Origin of the sequence: Variovorax sp. Sphag1AA (assembly GCF_014192575.1) — a bacterium.
GTDB lineage: Bacteria > Pseudomonadota > Gammaproteobacteria > Burkholderiales > Burkholderiaceae_C > Variovorax.
The window spans coordinates 18,020-40,418 of record NZ_JACHYC010000011.1; the positions used below are offsets into that span (position 1 = coordinate 18,020).

The 22,399-nt window shown below is 63.2% G+C and carries 12 protein-coding genes and 2 pseudogenes; 6 read left to right on the plus strand and 8 right to left on the minus strand.

Annotation, left to right across the window (positions count from 1 at the left end; genetic code table 11):
• Positions 1-103: 103 nt before the first annotated feature.
• The 3 genes from FHW64_RS31670 to FHW64_RS31680 all read left to right on the plus strand — a co-directional run bounded on the left by FHW64_RS31670 (position 104) and on the right by FHW64_RS31680 (position 7,202).
• Positions 104-3,943 carry a M48 family metallopeptidase gene (locus FHW64_RS31670; protein ID WP_184532981.1) on the plus strand — a complete coding sequence of 1,280 codons (3,840 nt, stop codon included), beginning with the start codon at positions 104-106 and terminating at the stop codon, positions 3,941-3,943.
• A 1,784-nt stretch (positions 3,944-5,727) separates the two neighbouring features.
• Positions 5,728-6,144 carry a hypothetical protein gene (locus FHW64_RS31675; protein WP_184532983.1) on the plus strand — a complete coding sequence of 139 codons (417 nt, stop codon included), beginning with the start codon at positions 5,728-5,730 and terminating at the stop codon, positions 6,142-6,144.
• Between the two features lie 206 nt (positions 6,145-6,350).
• Positions 6,351-7,202 carry a trypsin-like serine protease gene (locus tag FHW64_RS31680; RefSeq protein WP_184532985.1) on the plus strand — a complete coding sequence of 284 codons (852 nt, stop codon included), beginning with the start codon at positions 6,351-6,353 and terminating at the stop codon, positions 7,200-7,202.
• Between the two features lie 635 nt (positions 7,203-7,837).
• On the opposite strand, the gene FHW64_RS31685 is transcribed toward FHW64_RS31680, so the two are convergent.
• The gene (locus tag FHW64_RS31685) at positions 7,838-9,022 is read right to left on the minus strand and encodes an IS91 family transposase (protein ID WP_184532987.1); all 1,185 of its coding nucleotides are present in this window, start codon (positions 9,020-9,022) and stop codon (positions 7,838-7,840) included.
• A 10-nt stretch (positions 9,023-9,032) separates the two neighbouring features.
• A pseudogene (locus FHW64_RS31690) lies at positions 9,033-9,907 on the minus strand (tyrosine-type recombinase/integrase).
• Positions 9,908-10,961: 1,054 nt separating this feature from the next.
• On the opposite strand from FHW64_RS31690, the gene FHW64_RS31695 reads away from it, so the two are divergent.
• From FHW64_RS31695 to FHW64_RS31705, 3 genes are all read left to right on the plus strand, one after another.
• Positions 10,962-11,822 (plus strand): hypothetical protein, encoded by an 861-nt coding sequence (locus FHW64_RS31695; RefSeq protein WP_184532989.1) that lies wholly within the window; start codon positions 10,962-10,964, stop codon positions 11,820-11,822.
• Positions 11,822-12,754 carry a hypothetical protein gene (locus FHW64_RS31700; protein WP_184532991.1) on the plus strand — a complete coding sequence of 311 codons (933 nt, stop codon included), beginning with the start codon at positions 11,822-11,824 and terminating at the stop codon, positions 12,752-12,754. Before FHW64_RS31695 ends, FHW64_RS31700 begins: the two co-directional genes overlap by 1 nt.
• A 141-nt stretch (positions 12,755-12,895) precedes the next feature.
• Complete coding sequence (locus FHW64_RS31705; RefSeq protein ID WP_184532993.1) at positions 12,896-14,197, plus strand: hypothetical protein; 1,302 nt, start codon at positions 12,896-12,898, stop codon at positions 14,195-14,197.
• Positions 14,198-14,833: 636 nt separating this feature from the next.
• On the opposite strand, the pseudogene FHW64_RS31710 reads toward FHW64_RS31705, so the two are convergent.
• The 6 genes and pseudogenes from FHW64_RS31710 to FHW64_RS31735 form a co-directional block, all read right to left on the minus strand.
• A pseudogene (locus tag FHW64_RS31710) lies at positions 14,834-15,202 on the minus strand (IS30 family transposase); the annotation flags it as partial.
• Between the two features lie 460 nt (positions 15,203-15,662).
• Complete coding sequence (locus tag FHW64_RS31715) at positions 15,663-16,655, minus strand: tripartite tricarboxylate transporter substrate binding protein (RefSeq protein ID WP_184532995.1); 993 nt, start codon at positions 16,653-16,655, stop codon at positions 15,663-15,665.
• Positions 16,652-18,073 carry an amidohydrolase family protein gene (locus FHW64_RS31720; protein ID WP_184533003.1) on the minus strand — a complete coding sequence of 474 codons (1,422 nt, stop codon included), beginning with the start codon at positions 18,071-18,073 and terminating at the stop codon, positions 16,652-16,654. The genes FHW64_RS31715 and FHW64_RS31720 overlap by 4 nt, the downstream gene beginning before the upstream one ends.
• 19 nt (positions 18,074-18,092) lie before the next feature.
• Entirely contained in the window at positions 18,093-19,427 is a 1,335-nt protein-coding gene (locus FHW64_RS31725) for an amidohydrolase family protein (protein ID WP_184533010.1), read from the minus strand.
• Complete coding sequence (locus FHW64_RS31730) at positions 19,424-20,455, minus strand: ABC transporter ATP-binding protein (protein WP_184533012.1); 1,032 nt, start codon at positions 20,453-20,455, stop codon at positions 19,424-19,426. Before FHW64_RS31730 ends, FHW64_RS31725 begins: the two co-directional genes overlap by 4 nt.
• Entirely contained in the window at positions 20,452-22,392 is a 1,941-nt protein-coding gene (locus FHW64_RS31735) for a dipeptide/oligopeptide/nickel ABC transporter permease/ATP-binding protein (protein WP_184533014.1), read from the minus strand. The genes FHW64_RS31730 and FHW64_RS31735 overlap by 4 nt, the downstream gene beginning before the upstream one ends.
• Positions 22,393-22,399 lie beyond the last annotated feature (7 nt).

Here is a 22,399-nt window from a genome sequence, read left to right on the forward strand (position 1 = left end):
ATTACATGTTTCGGGGCACGCCGTCGAACGATCGCGTTTGACGGTGCGCAAACCGGGCACGCGAGGGGCATCGCGCGCATGCGCGTTATGAGGAGAAGGGTGTATGACGACGGATACGCTTTATCCGGCGGGGCCTGCCGCCGGCGGTGATCAACTGACCAAGGCGACACCGGCCTACAGGCGCCACGCCTGGCTGGCGACGTTCGCGCTGCTGGCGTTCGTATTGGCCTACCTGGCCTTCTCCGGCTGGCTGGCCTGGAAGGCATTCGTGCTGTTGCGCGCCATGGCGCTGGGCTCCGGCGATGGGCTGATGCTGCTGGGCGCCGGGGTCGGCGCAGGTTTCCTGGCCGTTTTCATGTTGAAGGCACTGGTTTTCGTGCGCCGCGGAGAGCTGGCCGGCCTGACCGAAATCACCGCGGCCGAGCAGCCGAAGCTTTTTGCCTTTCTGTACCGTCTTGCGGACGAAGCGCGCGCGCCGAGGCCGGCGAAGGTGTACTTGTCGTTGCGGGTCAACGCAGCGGTGTTCTACGACCTCTCGTTGCTCAACTTCATCCTGCCCTCGAAGAAGCATCTGGAGATTGGCCTGCCCTTGGTGAACATGTTGAGCGTCTCCGAGTTCAAGGCGGTGCTGGCACACGAGTTCGGCCATTTTGCGCAGCGGAGCATGGCGGTCGGCCGGTGGGTCTACTTGGCGCAGCAGATCGCAGCCCACATCGTGGCCAAGCGCGATGGCCTAGACCGCTTTCTTCAAGGGCTTTCGCGCACGGACGTTCGCATCGCCTGGATCGGCTGGCTGTTTTCGCTTTTGGTATGGGCGATCCGTTCGGTGACCGACAGCATGTTCCGGCTGGTGGTGCTGGCCGACCGTGCGTTGTCGCGCGAGATGGAGTTCCAGGCGGACCGTGTCTCGGTGAGCCTCGCGGGCAGCGACGCGCTGATCGATGCGCTGTACAAGCTTCAGGCCGCGGACGCCGCATGGGATCGCGCGCTCGAGTTTGCCAATCTGCGGCTGCCTCGGGGTTACGCCGCGCCCGATCTTCTGGATATCCAGACTGGCGTGCTGCGCAAGCTGCGTGTCATCTACGACGATCCAGAATACGGAGTTCCGCCCAGCGCACCTGCCGGAGGTGAGGCCGCACACCGCGTCTTCCGCCGCGATCGGGTGTCGATCTCGCGCATGTGGGCGACGCACCCGGCCAGCCACGAGCGTGAGCAGAACGCCAAGCGGGTCTTCCTTCAGGCGGAGATGAGCGATGAGCCGGCGTGGGCGCTGTTCGATCAGCCGCTGGCGCTGCGCGAAAGCCTGTGCGCGAAGCTGATCAGCCATGTCGAACCGCCGCCGGCGCTCGATACGCGCGAGGAAGCGCTGGCCGCTCTCGATGCGGAGTATGACCGCCGCTCTTATCAGCGACTTTACCGGGGCGTGTACCTCGCGCGTTTCGTGACGCGCACGTGCAACGACCCGGCCGAGCTCTTCGACGTGATGAACTTGACGGAGGCGATTGCAGCACGTGCAGAGCTGTACCCCTCGACGCTCTCTGCGCAGTTGGAGCGCCTGGATGCCCTGCGTCACGAACGTGCTTCGTTGATGGCGGTACGCGACGGGGTCGCGAAGAGTGAAGGTCCGCGCCTCGAGCATCGCGGCCGCGTGCTCAGGAAGAGCGACGTAGCCGACGCGATCGGGGAGGTCGAGCGCGATATCGCGGCGGCGGAGCAGGCGCTGGACGAGCACGACCGCCGCTGCCGCAGCGTGTACCAGACGTTGGCGCAGGCTGCGGGCCCTGCATGGGCCGAGGGTTGGATGGCACAGGTGCGACTCCTGCACTATGCCGAGCACGTGGAAGCAGACCTCGCCGATCTGCGCGTCCTGCTCGCCAACACCTTCAGCATGGTGACCGCCAAGCGCAAGGTGAACGAGACGGAGGCAAAGCGCGTGCTGGCAGACGCCGGGGCCCTCTTCAGCGCCATGGCCGCCATCGCCAGCCAGGCGACCCAGCTGCAGCTCGGAGAGCAGACGCAGGCGGCGCTGGGCGGTGAGACTTGGGCAGAAGCCGTGGGTGAGTTCAATTTCGGACATCCGACGCGCGAGAACCTCAATGACTGGCTGCGTGTTGTCGACAGCTGGGCCAATCCGATGGCACGTGCCTTGGGGCGATTGCGCCGCAGCGCGCTCGACTGTCTTCTGGACATCGAAGCCCGCCTGGACGACGCCATGAGGTCGGGGACGACGTTGGGTGCCTCGCCTGCGGGGCCCGTCGTTCCTTCGCACTACGCGACCCTGATCGCGGGGCAGGAGCGACCGCGCCAGATGCGGCTCGACGCTTGGTCGCGCTTCCAGACCGCGGACGGCTGGTGGGCTGGCGGCGCACGCCTGCTGGTGGCAGGCGGCATCGTGACCGGCCTGATGGGGTTGAGCAATTCTTCCCTCGGAAATGCCACGGTGCTGGCTTACAACGGACTGGATCGCAACGTGAAGATCCAGATCGGCGGCCAGGATGTGCTGCTCGCGCCCGGGGCGAAGCGCGGCTTCAACCTCGAGGCAGACAAGGCGGTCGAGGTTCGTGCGTACACCACCGAGGGGCAGGAGATCGAGTCCTTCAGCGCCAACCCCGAGTTCATCGGTGCGAACTATCTCTACAACGTCGCGGGTGCCAGTCCCTTCGTTTCGTGGACTGCCGTCTACGGTGGTGCCGTTGCCGCGCCAGAGAGACCATTGGGTGCGCCGCGCTGGTCCGTCCAACAGGCCGACGCGCTTCTGGAGCCGCCGCCGCAGAGCATTCGCACCAAAGGGGGCGGCGGAACGCGCTCGGTGGTGAGCGCACCAGCACCGCAATCCGTGGCCGGCATCCTGGACATGATGTCGACCGACGGTGATCGCCGAGCGATGCTCGCGGTGCACAGCGAGTGGGAATCTACAAAGTCGGCCACACTGCTCGAGTGGCTGATGTTGGCGATGCGGGACCTGCCGCCCGAGCAGGTTCGCACGATTCTGCAGAAGCGCGTGGAACGTTCGCCTTTGGAGGTGGTTTCGCTGCGCATGCAACAGGACTTGGCGGCCATGTCGCAGGAGCGTCCTCAGGTCTGCGCGCAACAACGCGAACTCGCGCAAAAGAACGCGGGCAGCGGCGACCTGGCCTATCTGGTGGTGCGTTGCATGGACGACACGCAGTCGAAGAATCAGGCCTTCAAAAAGGGCGCTGTCGCGTATCCGGAGAGCGCGTGGTTCGCCTACGCTGCGGGGCATACCTGGGCCAGTGAGCAGGCCTGGACCGAGGCGCGGCAGGCTCTGGAGCGCGCCGGCAATCGGGCGCCGTACCTTGCCAACGCTGTCGCTGTCGACCTGGCGCGCTTGCGGCGCATCGAGAAAGGGGAGACGGCCGCCATCGACGACCTGGTTGCCAAGTCGGACTACCTCAAGATGCAGCAGGCCTTACAGACGGGTCTCAACATTCCGCAAGGCAATCCAGCCCAGGGCTACGTCGATCTGATTCAGGGGCGCCTAGGCAAGGCCTTCGCACTTGCGACAGGCGCGGCTCGGTCGCAGACGAATCTGATCCTGCTCGTTGGGGCGTCGAATGGTGCGAACGAGCAGCAGGTCGCACGGGCGCTGGAGATCTACGATAAGAGTACGGCGATGGAGCTGGCATCGAACTGGTCCATCCTGGGCTTGGGCATCAGGCATGGGCGTTCCACCGACAAAGCGCTCACTCAGCTCGCGCAAGTGGCGCCGGATGACGCTGCGAAGCTGAAGGCTTTCGTGGACGAGCTTCAGGGCCGCAAGGATCTGGTTCGGGCCGAGGCCGCTCTCGCCGGATTGACACCTGAACAGCGGGCGCAAGCTTACTGTGCCGGCCTTGTGGTGCTGGGTTCCAAGGCGCCACCCTCTTGGCGAAGTTTCGTCAAACGGGCGATGTTCCCAGCGGAGCGCCCGTATTTCGGCTGAAATCCGCACACTCAACGCTCACATTCGACTGCCCGTGCAGACAGTGAACTCATCGACAGTTCATGAAGGGCAAACGGTCTCGCTCGTCTACAGCGCGACCGCCGTCCAGCGATCGCCCCGAGCGATCTCATAGTCGCCGGGCTCGAAGGCAAGTTCGATTTCTTCTTAGACCCCTTGCGTCAATGCATACCGCATCTCGATTCGTAGCAAGATCGAACTATGCCGAACTACCGATGGTCCTGCCTGGCTTGCGGTGCAGTGAATGAGCAGGGGACAGAACTTTGCGCAGCATGTCAGTGCTCGACCCAGGCGACGTGCAACCAAATCGAAGCAAGCCGAACCGCTTTTGTCACTGGCGGTGGTCAGCTAGCCGGGGATGCCGCCGAACGCGCCAAAGGCGCGTCGTCTGCTTTGGAGGCATTTGGATTCACGGGGAAGCTCCTGATCTCTTGTTCTCGGGATGGTGGCCTTTACAGGCGGGAAGAAAAGGGAAGGCGCTGTCCGCAGCGCTGATGCGCCGGGCAGGAGTCGGCCAGCAGCAGCTACTCGCTAGGCCGCTCCCCTTGGCACGCTGTGCGAGTGGCGGGTGCGCCACAAACTCCTATGAACTTGGAAGGCTTTTCGCGCCAAAGCCCCACGAGAGAATCATTTGGATACATTCTCTATCCACTGATGGTTACGGGCCCGTCGGGTGCAACTGGACGCTGCTTCGTACAAAAGGCCGGCCCTTCAGAATAGACGCCCGCGCGCACTAGATGCGCAAGGCCATCCCTTGCCTTCGCATTCGAGTGCTCATCGAGGTGTCGAATTGCGAACTTTAAAGTTAAAAATCGTTGGCGCTCTGTAGCAATTCCACAAGCCTTCTCGACCTGGCGTTCGGTGCAAATGCAGTGTTTGCTGTACTTTCGGGTCAGGTGTCGAACTCTCAGTCCAGTATCACTAATGTGGTGGCGACCGAATTTAAGAAGATTGATGCGACCTGGTCACTGGATGCTGATGAACGACAGCATCTCGAGAACTGGGTCTCACGCACCTTTAAGGGCGTTCGAATTCTCAAACGTGTTTATCTCGTCCCCCAATTGCTAGCAGTGTCAATTGTAGCGTCGGCTGGAGGCACCCTATATCAAGCTGCGATTTGGGGTGAAAAATGTGTAATTGGAGACGCTACCCTTGCCTGGTTTAGTTTGGTTTCACTCCTAGTCGCCCCAGCGGTTTATTTGGGCTTTAGGAGGTTCATTGGATTTGTCGAACAGATAATTGCGGCGAAAGCCTTCCTGAATAAACAGGCTACGGCACATCTGTTCGAATCCTATCGACTGAGCTGCAAGGCGAGAGAAATGCTATCCGACATGGACGTCATATCGCGTCAGTTGGACGAGCAGGCGATAGCAGCGGCAGCGCGGAAGGTTCGAGATGCAATATCGCGAGTGCTGCATCCAATTGTCCGATATCGAACTTGGAAAAGGAAACGTCTAACCAACAAGCTCAGGCGAGAGGCCTATCCCCGGTCGAATTGACTGGCGTCTGGGTAAGTGTCCGCGACGTAGAAAACCATCTAAAGCTTCCTTGACATGACAGCTTGATTGGTTGTGTTGAGCGGACCGCTTCCGAGAAGGTCGAGTGAGTGCAATGGGCCCGAACCTTCGATGACGGCAACAGGCTTCACTCGGCCAGCAGCAGACCATCCACGCCGATCGCGTGCAAGCCAAAAATTCATCCGAGCCGACGCCACGTCGCGGCGCGGACTAACTCAGGCGTAAGCCATTTTCAGGAGAGTTTAATTGGTGGATACAGCAAAGATTGCCTCAATTGCAGGGAAAGTTGCTTTGGATTTTTTTGTTCCTGGCTATATGAAAGCTGCATATTCGGCTCTCTCATCTTCTCAGGACGAAGTCAGAGCTGCCGAATCTAAGGGATTGGCAACCCTTGAGGAGGAAGCCAAGAAACAGAGAATCGTAATGGAATTCCAAGCCCACCAAGCGCGCGTAGCTCAAGAACTTGCCATCGCGGAACGCATTGCTGCGTCGCATGAAGTTGTTATCGAGGAATACTACGACGGCTCTGGCAAGGGTCACCTCGGTCTAAAGACGGATGGCGAGGCAATCTCCGTGGGAGCCAGCGGTGAAGGTCGGCGTGTAACTAAGCGCGTGATTCGGTTTAACGGCTGGGGCGCGCACCCAATCCCTGCGGATGATGCCTAATTCGACGTTGAGCGTTTGATATCGAGGCTTGGCTATTTCCGCTTTGGGCGCCGGACGGCGCTGGCGACCTCCGCCAGAATGCGGCCAGCAGCGGACCGTGGCCATGCAGCGCAATTAGCCCGCCACCTATGCAAGGCGCCTTCCCCTAAGAGCAGATTCGCCATCCTCGCGTTGAAGCGGGAGGTCGCCGGGAAAAAGAGAGATTGATGAGAATATCCAGTTTAGTAAGGCTTTGCGTCGCCTATGTAGCAGCGCCGACCGTAGAAGGTAGGGCCAGGCTCGGCGGCACGGGGTTTTTTATTTGGCGAGTTCCGAGGGAGGCGCCGCGTACAGAAATTGACAACGCCGCGCGCAAACAATTTAGTGGCGCCACGGCCTATTTCGTCACTGCACGGCATGTTGTGGAGGAAGTGAGGAAGCTGGGTGTAGAGCACTTGGCTGTGAGAGTCAACACTAAAGACGGAAATTGCGAGGAATTTAAAGTGCCAGTATCCGCCTTTCATTTTCATGAGCGACCCGAAGTAGACTTGGCCGCGGTCCCCGCGGACATCGACCAAGAGCGATTCGAGGTTACGCCGTGGATTCTGGATGAAACACCGGAGGAGGAGGTTTTTCAGAAGCACAATATCGGGGTGGGGACTGGGGTGTCCATCATTGGACTATTTAAGCACCATACTGGTACTCAGAGAAATCTACCGATTGTGCGAACTGGAAACATTGCGGCGATGGCGGAAGAAAAGGTGAGCACAGCAATGGGGCAGATGGATGCTGCGTTAATCGAAGCGCGGTCGATTGGAGGACTGAGTGGTTCGCCAGTCTTTGCAAATTTGGGTACCTCACAAATTCGAATCAATCCAGACCTTGCGCACTATGATTTTATCTCTGGAATTCATCTTTTCGGCGTCATGCATGGTCACTACGACGAAAATGCAGATGGCGAAAGGGTAAATGTTGGAATCGGCATCGTTACGCCGGTTTCGAAGATAGTTGAGCTTATTCGTGACCCAGCGCTCTCGATGGAAGGAACGCAGTTGCGAGTAGGCGAGCCGAGCTATTAGCGCACGGCGGGGGTCCACGACAGTAGCCGAAAAGTCAGCCGAGGGCGCGCCAGAGCCTGCGGCCGAGGGGCCGCTTTTCGCTGGGCCCAATGGCCGGAAAGGGCCGAAGCGGCTGTACGTCGCACTCTGTACCGGACCTTCAGGGACCGTCCGCTTTCGGGAGAGCCCGATTCCCGCCTAGGGCGCATACCTACCGGACATCGGTTGCGCTCCATAGCGGACGCTCGCTGGCCCGCGATCCAAGATCAACGCGCAGTGCTCGTCATAATCCCGCCCTCGACTGCAAACATGAAGGGTTGTGAGACATCTGCCCGGCATGCGCGCTGCGGTAGAGCGGCCGCGACCTAAGGGCAGGTGTCGCACAAGCCTTGAGGGAGGAAACCGCGGAGCACACCGCGGTGGGTGTTCAGGACCGCGGCGCTATGGCGATAGTGACGAATGCAGGACCGTCAACGTGGGCGCGTTAGCGTCGCGCGCCGGCTCTGACGGGCGGCGCAGATCCCGCGCAGCGGCTGCGACACGCGCTGGCGAGGATGGGGCGTGGTGCCGCTGCGGCGAAGGCCGCACACGGCGCGCGGCCGGCCCGTCGACTCGTTCGCTGGTCGACTTCAGGGATGCAAGGGATGGACTTGCAGTCATGGCGGTGCACGAATCGCTTGCCCACGGATGAAGACCTGCACGATGGTCATGGCGTGGCCGCAGTGCCGGCAGATGAAGGTGGGGTGCTCGGGATGCATCTCTGCATCGAGCTCGTTGCTGTCCGTGCATGGCGACTGCGCCGGCAGCACATGCAGCAGCTCGCGCGCGGCGGCCAGACTTGCCGTGCGCGCGCCGTTGGCCAGGAGGCCGTAGTGGCGGATGCGATGGAATCCCGTGGGCAGCACATGCAAGAGGAATCGGCGCATGAACTCCTGAGGTGAGAGCGTCATGACCTTGTGGCGCGTGCGGCCCTTGGCGCGGTAGTCCTTCCATCGGAAGATCACGCCTCGCTCGTCCATCCCGAGCAGGCGGCTGTTGGAGATGGCCACGCGGTGGGTGTAGCGCGACAGATAGGCCAGCACGGCCTGCGGCCCGGCGAAGGGCCGCTTCGCGTAGACCACCCACTCGACTTGCCGCATTGGCGCGAGCCAGGCCTTGAACGCCCGTGCATCGGCTAGATGCGCGAGCTCGCCGAAGAACTTGAGCTTGCCGGCAGCATGCAGGCGCTGCAACTCCTCGAGGAAGCGCCGCCGGAACAAGCGCGAGAGCACTCGAACCGGCAGGAAGAAGCCCGGACGGCAGGCGACCCACCGCGTGCCATCGGACGCCAGGCCACCGCCCGGCACGATGCCGTGCACATGAGGATGGTGCGTGAGCGCCGAGCCCCAGGTGTGCAGCACCAGCGTGGCGCCGATCCTGGCGCCCAGGTGCTTCGGATCGCCGGCGATCGTGAGCAACACCTCGGCGGCCAAGTCGAACAGCAGTCCGTAGAGCGCGGCCTTGTTCTGGTACGCGATGTCGGCGATGGGTGCCGGCAGCGTGAACACCACGTGGTAGTACTCGACCGGCAGCAGGTCGGCCTGGCGCGCCTCAAGCCAGCGCTGCGCCGCGGTGCTCTGGCACTTGGGGCAGTGGCGATTGCGGCAGGAGTTGTAGGCGATCTGATCGGCGCCGCAGCCCTCGCAGCGCAAGACGTGCCCACCCAGTGCCGCGCTGCGGCACTGTTCGATGGCCGACATGACCTTCAACTGCGCCAGGTTTAGATGACCACGCAGGGCATCGCGCCACGCTGGCGCGTGTTGGCGGAAGATGTCGGCGACCTCCAGGGAAGGCCGGCCCACGGCAGTCGCCTCAAGAGGGCGGCAGCGTCTCCAGCGGGCTCAAGACTTCGTGCAGCAGATCGTTGGCCACGTGGGTGTACACGGTGGTTGTCTCTAGGCGCTTGTGTCCCAGCAGAACCTGGATCACACGGATGTCGACCTTGCTCTCCAGCAGGTGGGTGGCGAAGCAGTGCCGCAGCGTGTGCATCGATACGCGCTTGTGGATGCCGGCGGCATCGGCAGCGTCGTGAATGGCGCGGTTGAGCTGACGAGTGGTGAGCGGATCGGTGGGGTTCATGCCCGGGAACAGCCAGCCACCGGGCAGCATACGGCCCTGGGCATGTGCGATACGCCACCAAGTGCGAAGACGCTGCAGCAGCACCGGGCTGAGCATGGCGTAGCGGTCCTTGCGGCCCTTGCCCTGTTCCACTCGCAGCGTCATGCGCTGGCTGTCCACGTCGGTGACCTTCAGGTGCACGACCTCACTGGCTCGAAGGCCCGTGCCGTAGGCGAGCGACAAGGCCACCTGGTGCTTGACGTTGCTCGCAGCGGCGATGAGCCGAGAGACCTCCTGCGGACTCAGCACCACCGGGAGGCTGCGGGGCAACTTGACCGGTTGCATCCTGACCATGACCTCCTGACGGCCCACGGTGACATCGAAGAAGAATCGCAGGCCGCTCAGCGTGGCGTTGAGCGTGACAGGTGAAGTGCCCGAATCAACCAAGTGGAGTTGGAAGTCGCGCAACTCGTCCACGGTCGCCGTGTCGGGGGGCGGTGAAGGTACGCCGCGAGCTTGCGAACGGCGCGCACGTAGGCCTCCTGAGTTCGAGGCTCAAACTTGCGCATGCGCATGTCCTCGAGCATGCGTTGACGCAGCGGGGTGACGGCCGAAGTGATGGTGTCCATGAGGGCTGCTCCGTTGATGGCGAGGCGGTATTGCCTCGCCGCCAACGGTGGCGGCAACCGGGTCACGGCATGTCCATGGGATGCGCGAAGCGCCTACCGCGAGAGCGGTTTCGTCCACCACGCGTTTTCCCTCGTCGGCTCCCTGACGACGCGCAGCAGTTCGATTGCCGCCTGGAACAAAGTCCAGGCGGCCTTTTTGCGTCGACCAAGCACGTGAGCGATCAAGCACGTCGCCACAACACGCCGCTCCGGTATATCCCAAGGATGCTCGTCGCGGTGAAGCCGGCTTGCTGGGTCAGCAACCCCCAGTGCTCCCCGGCCAAAGCAAACCCGATCATCAGGAAGTTGGCCAGCAGAAAGCCCACTCATCCGAAGCGCGAAATCGGAGAGTTCGTCGCGAGGATGAACGCCGACGCGAGCCCGATGAGGGCTCCAGCCCACTCAAGCACCAACATCCAGTCCGTCATGCGCTCCGGCCCGAAGGCGCCAAGCTTTGACGGAGCACGTGCGCTCACGAAAGCGCGCGAAATGCGTTTCTCAAAATCACCTAGCTAGCTAGATGATGATGCCGCGCCTGTTAGTGTGACTGGCGGGACCTTCCAGGGTTGAAGTAGAGGCGACGACTGAGAGAACAGCGAATCGCGCGCGTGCTGCGACCGCACAGCCGTGCATCGAGGCGCTAGGTCCAGGCCGACCGGTCAGTGCAATGAGCCTGTTTACGGTGAACCAATTGCGCGAATGGTGCATGCGCGACCCGGATGACCAGCGCGTGGAGTTGTTCCGGGCTGCGATCTGCGGACGCTGCCTAGCTGGCATCTAGTCTGGCTCGCCTTGTGCGGCAACCATGTAGCAGCCACCGTGCGGTGCTGCCTGTTGGATCGAAGCCCGAACCCTGGAGCGCTCGCGCGGCCATGTGAAACCTGCCGTGGCAAGCGCGGACGGCGCAAGGCATCGGACTTCGGCATCCATCCTCAGTACTGGGGATGCGTGCGTGATGCGCCAAACTGCATTCTGACGCACCGCAAAACACAAACCAACAACGGAGTGCGCCGCTATGACTCAGGCTCTTGGGATCGAAGCAACCACATGGACCGCCGTCTTGGCAGGAGCTCTACTGACCGGTTGCGCCGGAGTGGATTTCTATTCGGACGCAGATCTGAGCAAGAAGACCGGCATTCCAATCTATGGGGCCAAGCCTTATGTCTTGGTCAGCCGCACTCAGAACAAGGACAAGCCGGTGGAGGTGTCCATCCAGTACCTCACCGATCGGTCCCAAGTCATCTACGCGAATCCGCGCTCCGGCTTCGGCTCGTCGGACTTAAAGCTCACGCTTGATCACGGACAACTGACCCAGTTTGGGCAGATTACCGATACGAAGATTCCAGAGTTGATCACCGCGGTGTCAGGGCTCCTTACGTCTCGTGCAACAGCCGCGAAGGACTACGCCACAGCTGATCAGATCAGGCGCACACCAGCCGGGGGCACCGAGCAGGCAGCCAAGATTCCGGATGCGGCAACCTTGGAGGCCATGAAAAGTCTGTTGAGTGACATGTCTAGCGACAAAGCAACGAAGGCCCTCGCCGGACTTGAGGCCAACACCGAACTGCCCGTGGTTGAGGCCGTGAAGAAGAATCTGGCCTCGATCCTGGAGGCTAATGGCAAACCTGAAAGCGCCAACCTGATTCCGGCATTCGGCGATCAACTCATCGAAAGCGCCAAGGCCTTTGCTAAGCTTCCGGCAGAACCCGCCGCGCCGAGTGCTAGAACCACGGCCCTGCAACTCGTTACTGCCTGGAAGCCAAAGTTGGAAGCGATCGTCGCGAAGATCACACCGGACGCACCTGCGGCCGCTGACTTCGAGCTCTACGAAATCATCCAGAACGGCGCCAGCGTCACGCTGCGCAGGGTGCAGTGATGAAGAGCGTCTCGCGCTCCCAGTCTCGACGGGTGACGCTGCAGCTGCAGCAGCACCGCGCGCAGGCCGACGAGCGCATCGCCGGCCGATGCGACATCGTTGGGTCAATGATTGGCGTCAAGGTCACCAAGGGTGAGGTGCTTCCGAGGCCGTGCATCACCTACTTGGTTCGGGAAAAAGTGCCTTGGAACGAGCTTGCCCCACACGAACGCATCCCGCCCCGCTTTCAGGTGTCCGGGACTTCAATTCTGACGGATGTCTTGGTCTGGCCATTCATGCGCCGCCAGAACCTGAGCCAAGGCACCTTCATCCGTGACGGCTTCACCCAAGGTACGTTGACTGCTTTCGCTGAATCGCAGTTTGGGCTCTGGGGCCTGAGCTGCGCGCATTGCATGCTGGGACCCGACCGAAATGCCAATACCTCTGCGGAAATTCAGATGTTCGATCGCGGCGCCGGCACTTTCGAGTTCGCTGGCACCACGACCCAAACGCTCCATCTAACCGGCGGCGCCAAGATTGGCGGGAGCCGGGGCTACATCGACTGTGGGCTCTTCAGCCTCAGCGATCAGTCACTGAGGTCCAGAGGGCAAGCCGCGAAGCCTATGGCGACGGTCGATCTCGCGTCGCTCCGGCATCAGAGACTGGTGGGGGTGAGCGTCATGGGCTCCGATCCCAATCGAACCCGCTTCGCGAGCGTGATCGGCGTAGACCAATACGGGATCACCGATTACAGCGACGTCGTGCTCATGGTGGATCCGCCCGGGACCGTGCACGGGGACAGCGGCATGCTTTGGCTAACGAGCGACGGCCGTGCGGCCGCGATCCACTGTGAAGGCGAATCCAAGGACGATGGCAGCGGGAGCCTCAAGACCACGGCCATGTCGGCTCAACGAGCTGCCGAGGTGCTACAGATCTCGCTGCGGCGCGCCTGACACCTGGCGCGCCTTTGGAGCCTACCTGCCGCCTGACGCTCCCGGGTGCTTCGCCCGCGCGTCGAGGGTCGTAGACAAGCGCTGCTAGTTTGGCGATCGTGCCCGCAGCGGTGTTCCTGTATCCGTTGCGAGCCGACTGAGGTGGCGCTGAATCTGAGTGGCTCGAGTATTGGTGCCACTCTTTCATTGGGGCCGCGCCTAACTGTTCTCGGCCGCGTCGTCTACATTGGGGGCACGGTCGGCGGCAATATCGAATTCGAGGGCAGTCGGATTTTGGCGAGGCGGGGCGACGCGCTATGCATTGAACGCGTGCGGACACAGGGGTCGGTCTTGCTCCGCCGCGAGTTTGCTCAAGATGTTCAACCCGGCAGGACGGCCCAGATGCGGCGATTCCGCGTGCGTGGGGGAGTGCGCCTTTTTGGCTCAAGCATTGACGGCAACCTAAGCCTGCGTGGCGCATGGATGCTCGGAGGCGGTCGCGATGCGCTCCAGGCGACCGGGCTGCGCGTCGGCAATTCGGTACATATGGATGACGACCTTTTCGCGCAAGGCAGCGTCCTTCTGCAGCGGGCTGTGATTGGCAACGATCTCGACTTGCGAAGCTCGCGGATTGATGCACAGGGAACGGCATTGTCGCTGCAAGGCACGCGCATTGGCGGGACCTTATACCTCGACGCCGGCTTTCGCATAGAGAAGGGCGGGCTGGATCTGTCCGATGCTAGTGTCGCGCGCTTCCAGGACGCGGAGGGAGGATGGCCAACGAAGGGCTGGCTAAACGCCCTAGGCTTCGTCTACGGCCTGATAGATCCTCCGGACGCACCGATACGCCTCCGCTGGCTGGATCTGCAGCCGCCTCTGGTCGCAGCGGCCGTTCGCAAGGATGGGCACGCTCCAGCCTTTCATGCGCAGCCTCACGAGCAATTGGCTCAGGTGCTTCGTCGTGCCGGCCACGAACGCGACGCGCGGCGGGTTGCAATTGCCAAGGAGGACGCCTTGCACTCCGCGGGTGCCTACCGCGGCGCTGCCCGCTGGTGGCACTCGTTCTATGGCCAGACATTACGCTACGGATATCAACCTCAGCGGTCCCTCCTGTTCACCCCTTTGATCATCGCCGGCTTTGCGTTGGCACTCGCTGCCGGGGGCCACGAACTTATGGTCCCGACGAAACCTGAGGCGGCGGCACAGTTCTTCGAGCACTGCCAGTCTCCTCCCAACTATCCAGAGTTCAGCCCGCTCATTTTTGCATTGGACACATTTATTCCATCGGTGAATCTGCACCAAAAGGATAGTTGGCGCATCGATGAGCACAGCAGATGTTTGTGCCACGTCTTGCCAGTCCCTGCCGGGGTTCTGAAGGGGTGGCTTGCAGTACACACTTTGATGGGGTGGCTCATTGCTGCGCTAACTGTCGCGGGCTTTACGGGACTAGTGCGCAAGGGCTAGGTATAGGGCTGGATCCCTTGACGGTGTGTTTTCAAGTTGAACCTTTCCGCGGCTGCTAGCAATGCAGAATCTCGTCGACTGTCGAGCGCATCGAACTACTTGGACGCTCTTTACAAAGCGCGCGGCGTTGGAAGTCGTTGCGATAGCTATCGAGATTCGCGTAGCCACCGATGACAAGCAGCACCCACCACCACAGGTCGGTGAGGCAATGCTTTGTACACACCACCACCCCTGAATGCCAGAAGCTGCAGAATTCGGTTTAGACAAGAATAATTATGTCAAATACTAATACAAATCGAAGAAATAATCTTCAATTTACATAGGACTCGCATCCAGACGTCCATTGTTTGCGTCGTCTAGGCAACGGCCCAGCCGGCGCGCTTGCAGCTCTCAAGTTTGGCAGTGACGCGCTTGACCACCGCCTGGTGATCGGACAGGAACTCAAATTCCATCGGTTGGCCCAAATGCGACCGCAATGGTCGGGTTGATTCACCTGGCCGGTAGGGAGGCCGCCCTGCCGAAGGCCCTTGCGGTCCGGACGCGCCTGGCGCGCCGGTCCGTGTCGGGACGCTCCTATTCTCTCCGGGCACTACTCAGGCACAAACTTCCCTCGCACCTCTGTCTGTTGGTGCGGATTCAACCGGTCGATGCAACGGTTTGGCTGAACATTTCAGCAGGTGTTCGGAAGTTGAGAGTCTTCCTTGGTCTCTCATTCAACCTCCGCGCCAACGCATTGAGCTGGGCTTGTGAGTAGGTCGAGACATCGATTCCCTTGGGAAGGTACTGCCTCAAAAGGCCGTTCGTGTTCTCGTTGCTTCCGCGTTGCCAAGGATTCTGAGGATCGCAGAAATAGACCTTGGTGTCGGTCGCCAGGGTGAATTGCTTGTGGCCTGCCATCTCTGATCCTCGGTCCCAGGTCAGCGACTTGTAGAGCTCCTGCGGCAGCTTGCGGGCATTCTTGATCAGCGCATTGACGACCGTCTCGGTGTCCTTGCCAGCAAGCCGTCGCATCGGACATGGAGGTTATGAAGTCCACGCTCGTCGACTTCGTGGTGGGCGGGATACAGGTTCGCCCGTCGAAGTAATACGCACTTGTTCTGCCTCCCCCACCCCCGAGTGAGCTAGGCAGTGTTCGCATGAAGACCGCTAGCGCGTCAGTATTCCGTCTGGCCACAGCCGGTTGCGACCTTCAGTCCTTGGCTCGCTCACGAGGCGACACCTTGGGGGCAGCGCTTCAGCGCAACGCCTTTCTCGAGAGGGATGAAATGTGCTCGCTCTGGGAGCACACGGCCGTAGCGCGTGCAAGGTCGCAACGGACTCAGCCCGCGGGGTACACGAAAACCGACTGACAACGACGCGCCACGAACCGATCACTTTCCGTCGGATGGCTGGCGTCCACGTTCAGGAGACCTTCAAACTGGGTGGCGACTACCCACGCAGCCACCTGCTGCGCGAGCATCGTTGCTCAGTTCGGTGGCGGCGCGATGTTCTCTTCGCGGACCACGCGTGTCCAGCGTGCGACGTCGGTCCTGAGAAAGGCCTGTGCCTCGGCAGCACTCGTGGCCCAGGGCTCGGCTGCCTGGAGCTTCAGCGTTTGCATGATCTCGGGACGACGAAGGGTTGTCTGCACCATTTCGTTGAGCCGCGAGACGATGGCGGGCGGAAGATTCTTCGGCCCGGCCAGGGCGTACCAGGCACTCACGTCGAAATCCGGCAGCACGGTTTCGGCGACGGTCGGTATCGAGGGCATGGCAGCGAAGCGCGTGCCGGAGGTGACCGCCAGTGCCCGCACCTTGCCGCTTTCGATATGGCCGGACATGCCGGCCAGCGACGTGAAGATGACCGGGACCTCGCCCGCCATCACCGCCAGCGCTGGCGCGTTGCCGCCCTTGTAAGGCACGTGGGTTAGCTGTACGCCGCTGCGCGCCTGGAACAGCACCGCGGCGAGATGCATGCCGCTGCCGGTGCCGCCCGATCCGTAGTCTATTTTGCCGGGCTGTGCCTTGGCCTGCTGCATGAACTCTTGCACGGTCTTGAACGGGGCATCGGGGTTGGCGATGATCGCGAAGGGGCTGCGCGCCACCATCGAGATCATGGTGAAGTCCGTCACCGCATCGAACGGCAATGACTTGTAGAGCCCGGGCGCTGCCGAATGGCCCGATGCCATCAGGAACAGCGTGTAGCCGTCGGGCTCGGCCTTCGCGACGAAGTTGGCGCCGATCGTGCCGCCGGCGCCGGGCTTGCCCTCGACGATGGCCTGTTGGCCGAAGGTCTCCGGAAACTGAGCTGCCAGAAGCCGTGCGAGCGCGTCCACCGGCCCACCCGGCGTGAATCCGTGGACGATCTTCACCGGGCGGTTGGGCCATGGCCCCGTCGGCGCGGCCTGGCCCAGCGCAGAAGCGGCACCCAGGACAAGCGCGGCGCCAAGGATCGCGCGGCGAAGAATGAAAGTGGTCATAGGACGAAGTGCTCCGGTTGGGGTCCGCGTTCAACTGGAACGCAGTTGTAGCTTCCCTGCTCGAAGAGGCGCAATCGGGAAGACATCAGTTCTTCCTGCAAGCGTTCCAGGCGCTTGGCATCGAAGGTCAACTGCCCTGCCCGCTTGGCCCAGCGCCCGGCCACCATCACGTTCTCGATGTCCGAGGTCTCCGCGTACATCACCACGATGTGCGCCGCGTTGCCTCCGGGCAGCGCCGGGAAGATGTTCATCCCGCGGCAGTCGAACATCACCAGGTCCGCCTGCTTGCCTGGCGTGATCGAGCCGGTCTTGCGGTCCAGCCCGAAGGCCTTGGCACCACCCATCGTTGCCCAGTACAGCGCGTCGCGCGTGAGCGTGGAGTGCTGCGTCTTCGCGGGCCAGGCGCCTTCGTGCCAGAGGCTGCGGTTGTCCAACTCGCGTTGGTGCAGGAAGGCGTGGCGCGTCACGGCGAGCATCGAGCTGTTGAAGTACGGATCGCAGTCGGTGCCCAGCGATGGCATCGCCCCGTGCTTGACCAGGCGCCCGAGCATGGCCGGCTGCTCGTAGTTGAGCATCTCCGTGAGGTTGGTGGCCGTGATGGTGCAACCGGCATCAAGCACGATCTTCAGTTCGGTCTCGTCGAAGCAGTTGCCGTGCCCGATGTTGTGGTCCGGACCCAGCAGGCCTTCGGCGGCAAGACGCGGGTAGCCGTCCTCCACCACGCGCTTGCCCTTGCGTCCGTAGGTGTGGGCCGAGTTGATCAGGCCGAATTCGCGTGCGAGGCGGATGTCGTGCGCGGCCACGTCGTACTCGCCCCAGTCGGGGCCCAGGATCGCCATCGCCAGCGTGACCAGGCGATCGTCCGAAGCGAACCTGCCCTTGCGCAGGCGCTCGATCTCTTCGCGGGGGAAGGGCTTCTTGTGGTACGGCACCTCGCCGGGGCGCTCGGGCGGCTTGACGGTGCCGCGCGCGAAGACGGCGCGGATGCCCGATTCCTCCAGCGCGTCGATGGCCACGTCGGTCATCTCCGCGTCGCGCAGGATGTGGCACCAATCGACGATCGTCGTGGTGCCGTTGCGCAGCTGGTTCAGCGCCCCGAGCAGGTTGCCAAGGTACACATCCCGCGGCTCGTAGTAGGTCGCCAGCTTCTTGTGCATGTTGGCGTGATAGTCGCGACTGCTCACCCAGTCGGCGCCGATACCGCGAAGCTGGAACTCCCAGGTATGGATGTGGGCATTGACCAGCCCGGGCGTGACGATGCGGCCACGCCCGTCTATTACCTCTGCATCGCCGGCGGCGAGATTCGGTCCCACCGCGACGATGCGCTCGTTCTCGACGAGGATGTCGGCGTCCTCGAAATCGCCCACGGCCGGATCCATCGACAGGATGCAGGCCTTCTTGATCAGCAGTTGAGACATGAAGCTCCTTGGATTCGAGTCAGGAAAAGAGTCGCTCGCGCATGCGCCGAGTCGCGGCCACCGCATCGCTTCTCGCGACATCCAGCAGGTGGCCCTCGCGCTTGCGCACGCGGCCTCCCACGATCACCGTGTCGACATCGGCCGTCGTGCTCTGCAGCACCACATGGGCGGCCGGATCGCCCAGCGACGGGCTGTAGGCGCCCGGGCGCAGCAGGATCACGTCGGCGATGCACCCGGGCGCGATGCGGCCGAGCTGATCGCCGAGCCCGACGGCGCGCGCCGCATTGACAGTCACGTACTCCAACAGGTGCCGCGGCTGGATGAAGGGCACACCCGGATAGCGCGTAAGCGGCCAGCGGCCCGCCGCGCGTTCCGCTTCGGCCTCCTCGTTGCGAATCAGCCAGAACGTGAGTCGCATCTGTGAGAACAGATCCAGAGCGACACGAGACGGCACGTCGATGCCCAGGCTCGGCGTGACGCCCGCGCGATGCGCCCGCGCCATCACGCGCGTCGACCGGCCATCGCCGACTTCGCTCTCCGGTGTGAAGGAAATGCCGCAGCCATGCGATGCGAGCAACGCCAACTCCGCGTCGAGCGCGGGGTTGCAGTGCACCGGTAGCAGGTCCGGCCCCAGCAAGCCCGCTGCCTCGAGCTGGTGCACCTGACCCGCCACGTTCTGATGAAAGCTCATCGGCAGGCCGAGCTCGCGCGCGATGCGCGCCTCCACCTCGAACATCTCAAGCCCCGTGTACTCCAGCGACCCCAGTGCCATACCCAGCCGCACGAGCGCATCGGGTGATGCATCCATGTCGGCCCCAAGGCTACGCACCTGCGCGAGGCGCCATGCGTGGTCCGCTTCGAGCGTCTGCAGGTTGCCGAGCATGCCGTAGCAGAACAGCACGCGCTGACCGGTCTTGCGGTGTGCATCGATCGACCGCGCCGCATGCGCCTGCGACATCACGTTGTGGCAGAAGTCGAGCACCGTGGTGATGCCGTTGTCCAGCATCTCGACGCCGGTCGCGAACGCCGCGTCGTGCATGTCTTCCGCCGACAGCTTCTCGCGCAGGGAGAAGATATGCTGGTGGTAGTCGGCCATGCCCCACATGGCAGCGCCGAGTCCCTTGAGCGGGCCTTGCCACATGTGGGTATGGGTGTCGATCAGGCCGGGCAGCGCGAGCATGCCGTGTGCGTCGATCACTTCATCACCCGGCCTCGCGGCGAGCGACTTGCCGACGGCGGTGATTCGGCCCGCTTCGATGCGAAGGTCGCCATCTGTGATGTCGCCGAGGACCGAATCCATAGTCAGCAGCGTCGCGCCGCGCAACAACAATCCCGGCGTCGAAGACTTCGTCATGCGATCACCTCTTCTTCGCGTGTCTGGTTCGGAGCGCCGGCGGCCACCGCCGTCAGTCGCAGGCAAGCAGCCTGCACGCCGTCGCCGGAGTCTTCGAGCTGAGGCATCCGCGCGCGACAACCCGTATCGGCCCACACGCAACGCGTGTTGAATGCGCATCCCGGCGGCGGTGCAAGCGGGCTGGGCAGTTCTGCGCGGATCGCCTGACGGCGCTCCCTGCTGCGTATTGCCTGCACCTCAGGGTCCGCGACCAGCGTCGAGGCCATCAGCATGCGTGTGTATGGATGGCTCGACCGCTCGTGCACCACGTTCGCGGGACCGACCTCGACAAGTCGGCCGAGGTAGAGCACACCGATCCGATGGCTGACGTGACGAACCACGTCCAGGTTGTGCGCGATGAACAGATAGGACAAGCCGAACTCGCGCTGCAGATCCACCAGCAGGTTGATCACCTGTGCCTGCGTGCTCACATCCAGCGCACTGACGGGTTCATCGCACACGATGAGTCGCGGCTGCACGGCCAGGGCACGTGCGATCGCGACGCGTTGCCTCTGCCCGCCCGAAAGCTCGTGCGGATAGCGGCCCGCCTGGTATGACGCCAGGCCGACGTTGTCGATCAGCTGCGCGATCTCCCGCGCGCGCTGGCGTGCCGGCATCGGCCGATGCCGGTCGATCGCCTGGCCGAGTGTCGTCGCGACCGTCTGGCGCGGGTTGAGTGAGGAGATCGGGTCCTGGAAAACAACCTGCACGTCGCGGCGGAAAGCCAGCGGCGTGGCGCGGCCGAACGCGGTGACCTCCTGCCCGTCGAACACGATCCGGCCCGCCGAGGGTTGCACCAGCCGCAGGATCGCGCGGCCGATGGTGCTTTTGCCTGAGCCCGACTCGCCGACAAGGCCGAAGGTCTTGCCGCGCTCGATCGTGAAGCTCACATCGCGCACGGCCGACAGCGTGCGGCTGCCGAACAGGCCGTCGCGCAGCCGGAAATCGACCGAGAGATGCTCCACCGAGAGCAAGGGCTGGTCGTTCATGCATGCACCTCGCGAAGTTCATCGATCCGGATGCAGCGCACGCCATCGGCGAGCGGCACGGGCCCGACCGAGCAGGCGGCGGTCGCATGCGTGCATCGCGGATGGAAGCGGCAGCCGTGCGGCCATGCCCACGCGGGCGGTACGCGTCCGGCGATAGTGGACAAGGCGCCCTCCCCGGCTTCGCCGCGCGGCATCGCATGCAGGAGCGCAGCGGTGTAGGGATGACGTGGCGCGGAGAGCGTGTCCCGCACCGGGCCTTCCTCGACGATCTGGCCGGCATACATCACCGCCACCCGGTCGCAGAGATCGGCCACCACGCCGAGGTCGTGCGTGATGAGCAGGATCGACATCCCCAGCCGCTCGCGAAGCTCAGCCAGCAGATCGAGGACCTGCGCCTGGATCGTCACGTCCAAGGCTGTCGTTGGCTCATCAGCGATCAGCAGTTCGGGATCGCAGGCGAGCGCTCCGGCGATCACCACGCGCTGCGCCATGCCGCCGGAGAACTGGTGCGGAAAGTCCTGCATTCGCCGTGTCGCGTCGGGCACACCGACGAGCGTCAGCAGCTCCACCGCCCTCGCGCGCGCTTGCGTATGACTCAGGCTGCGATGCGCGCGGATGATGTCGCAGAGCTGCACGCCGATCGTGTGGACCGGCGACAGCGCCGCGTTCGGGTCCTGGAACACCATGCCGATGCGCCCACCACGGATGTGCCTCAGCGCCTCGTCACCCAGTCCGACGAGTTCGGTGTCGCCGAGCCGTACCGAACCCGCCGCAATATGGGCGCCGGCCGGGAGCAGGTCGAGGATGGCGTTCGCAGTCATCGACTTGCCGCAGCCCGATTCGCCGACCAGGCCCAGCACCTCCCCGCGCCTGAGGTGCAGAGAAATCCCACTGACCAGTTCGGATTCGGTGCCCTGGGCGCCTGCTCGCACGGTCAGCCCGCGAACAACGAGCAGCGCATCCGGCGGTGTCGCTCGGGGCGCATCCATCGCTGCATCCGCGATCCCGGATGCAGCGATGACCGGCGATGGCGCCTTGCGCGTCGGGCCGCCCGGCAGCATCGCATCGCGCAGGGCATCACCCAGCAGGTTGAACGACAGCACGGTCAGCGTGATCGCCACGCCGGGCACCAAGGGCAGCAGCGGCTGTTCGCTCTGGAACTGGCGGGCCGTCTCCAGCATCGCGCCCCAGCTGATCTGCGTGCTCTCCGCACCGACGCCGAGGAAGCTGAGCATGGCTTCGATCAGCAGAGCGGTGCCCAGCGAGATCGATGCCTGCACGATCAGCGGGCCGGAGATGTTCGGCAGGATCTGCCGCAGCATGATCGCGCCAGGGCGAAGGCCGAGCACGCGCGCCGCATCCACGTACAGCCGCTCACGCTCGGCGAGGACCACCGCACGCGTGATGCGCATGAAGCTCACCGCGAAGATCAGACCTACCGCGAGCATTGCATTGCCCAGGCCCTTGCCCAGCACGCTGATCAGCGCGAGCGCGAGCAGCACCGCCGGGATCGACTGCATCACATCGGCCAACCGCATCGCGATGCGGTCGAGCCAGCCGCCGACATAGCCCGCCAGTAGGCCCAGGCTCACGCCCAGCAGCACGCCGATGCTCACGCTCTGTAGCGATGCCTGCAGCGCGGTGCGCGCGCCGAAGATGACGCGGGAGAGCATGTCCCGACCCAGGTCGTCGGTGCCGAGCCAGAAGGCAGCGCCGGGCGGCTCCAGCCGATGGCGAAGGCTGGGCGTGAAGGGGTCGTAGGGCGCGAGCCATGGTGCGCCGATCGCGCAGATCACCACCAGCAGCAGGAACGCGGCCGGCAGCAGTGCGAAGGGTTGCGACAGCAGGCGCCAGCGCGATCGGCGCGGCGCGCGGGCGTTGTCGTCGTTGGCAGCCTGCACGGGCGCAAGACTGGGCAGCGCGGCGGCGTCACTCATCGCGTCG

What these genes read in the sequence shown, in the direction of transcription:
- FHW64_RS31730 (WP_184533012.1), bottom strand. Translation starts at nt 20,455, where the DNA reads ATGAACGACCAGCCCTTGCTCTCGGTGGAGCATCTCTCGGTCGATTTC.
- FHW64_RS31695 (WP_184532989.1), top strand. Translation starts at nt 10,962, where the DNA reads ATGACTCAGGCTCTTGGGATCGAAGCAACCACATGGACCGCCGTCTTG.
- FHW64_RS31715 (WP_184532995.1), bottom strand. Translation starts at nt 16,655, where the DNA reads ATGACCACTTTCATTCTTCGCCGCGCGATCCTTGGCGCCGCGCTTGTC.
- FHW64_RS31680 (WP_184532985.1), top strand. Translation starts at nt 6,351, where the DNA reads ATGAGAATATCCAGTTTAGTAAGGCTTTGCGTCGCCTATGTAGCAGCG.
- FHW64_RS31700 (WP_184532991.1), top strand. Translation starts at nt 11,822, where the DNA reads ATGAAGAGCGTCTCGCGCTCCCAGTCTCGACGGGTGACGCTGCAGCTG.
- FHW64_RS31735 (WP_184533014.1), bottom strand. Translation starts at nt 22,392, where the DNA reads ATGAGTGACGCCGCCGCGCTGCCCAGTCTTGCGCCCGTGCAGGCTGCC.
- FHW64_RS31670 (WP_184532981.1), top strand. Translation starts at nt 104, where the DNA reads ATGACGACGGATACGCTTTATCCGGCGGGGCCTGCCGCCGGCGGTGAT.
- FHW64_RS31720 (WP_184533003.1), bottom strand. Translation starts at nt 18,073, where the DNA reads ATGTCTCAACTGCTGATCAAGAAGGCCTGCATCCTGTCGATGGATCCG.
- FHW64_RS31725 (WP_184533010.1), bottom strand. Translation starts at nt 19,427, where the DNA reads ATGACGAAGTCTTCGACGCCGGGATTGTTGTTGCGCGGCGCGACGCTG.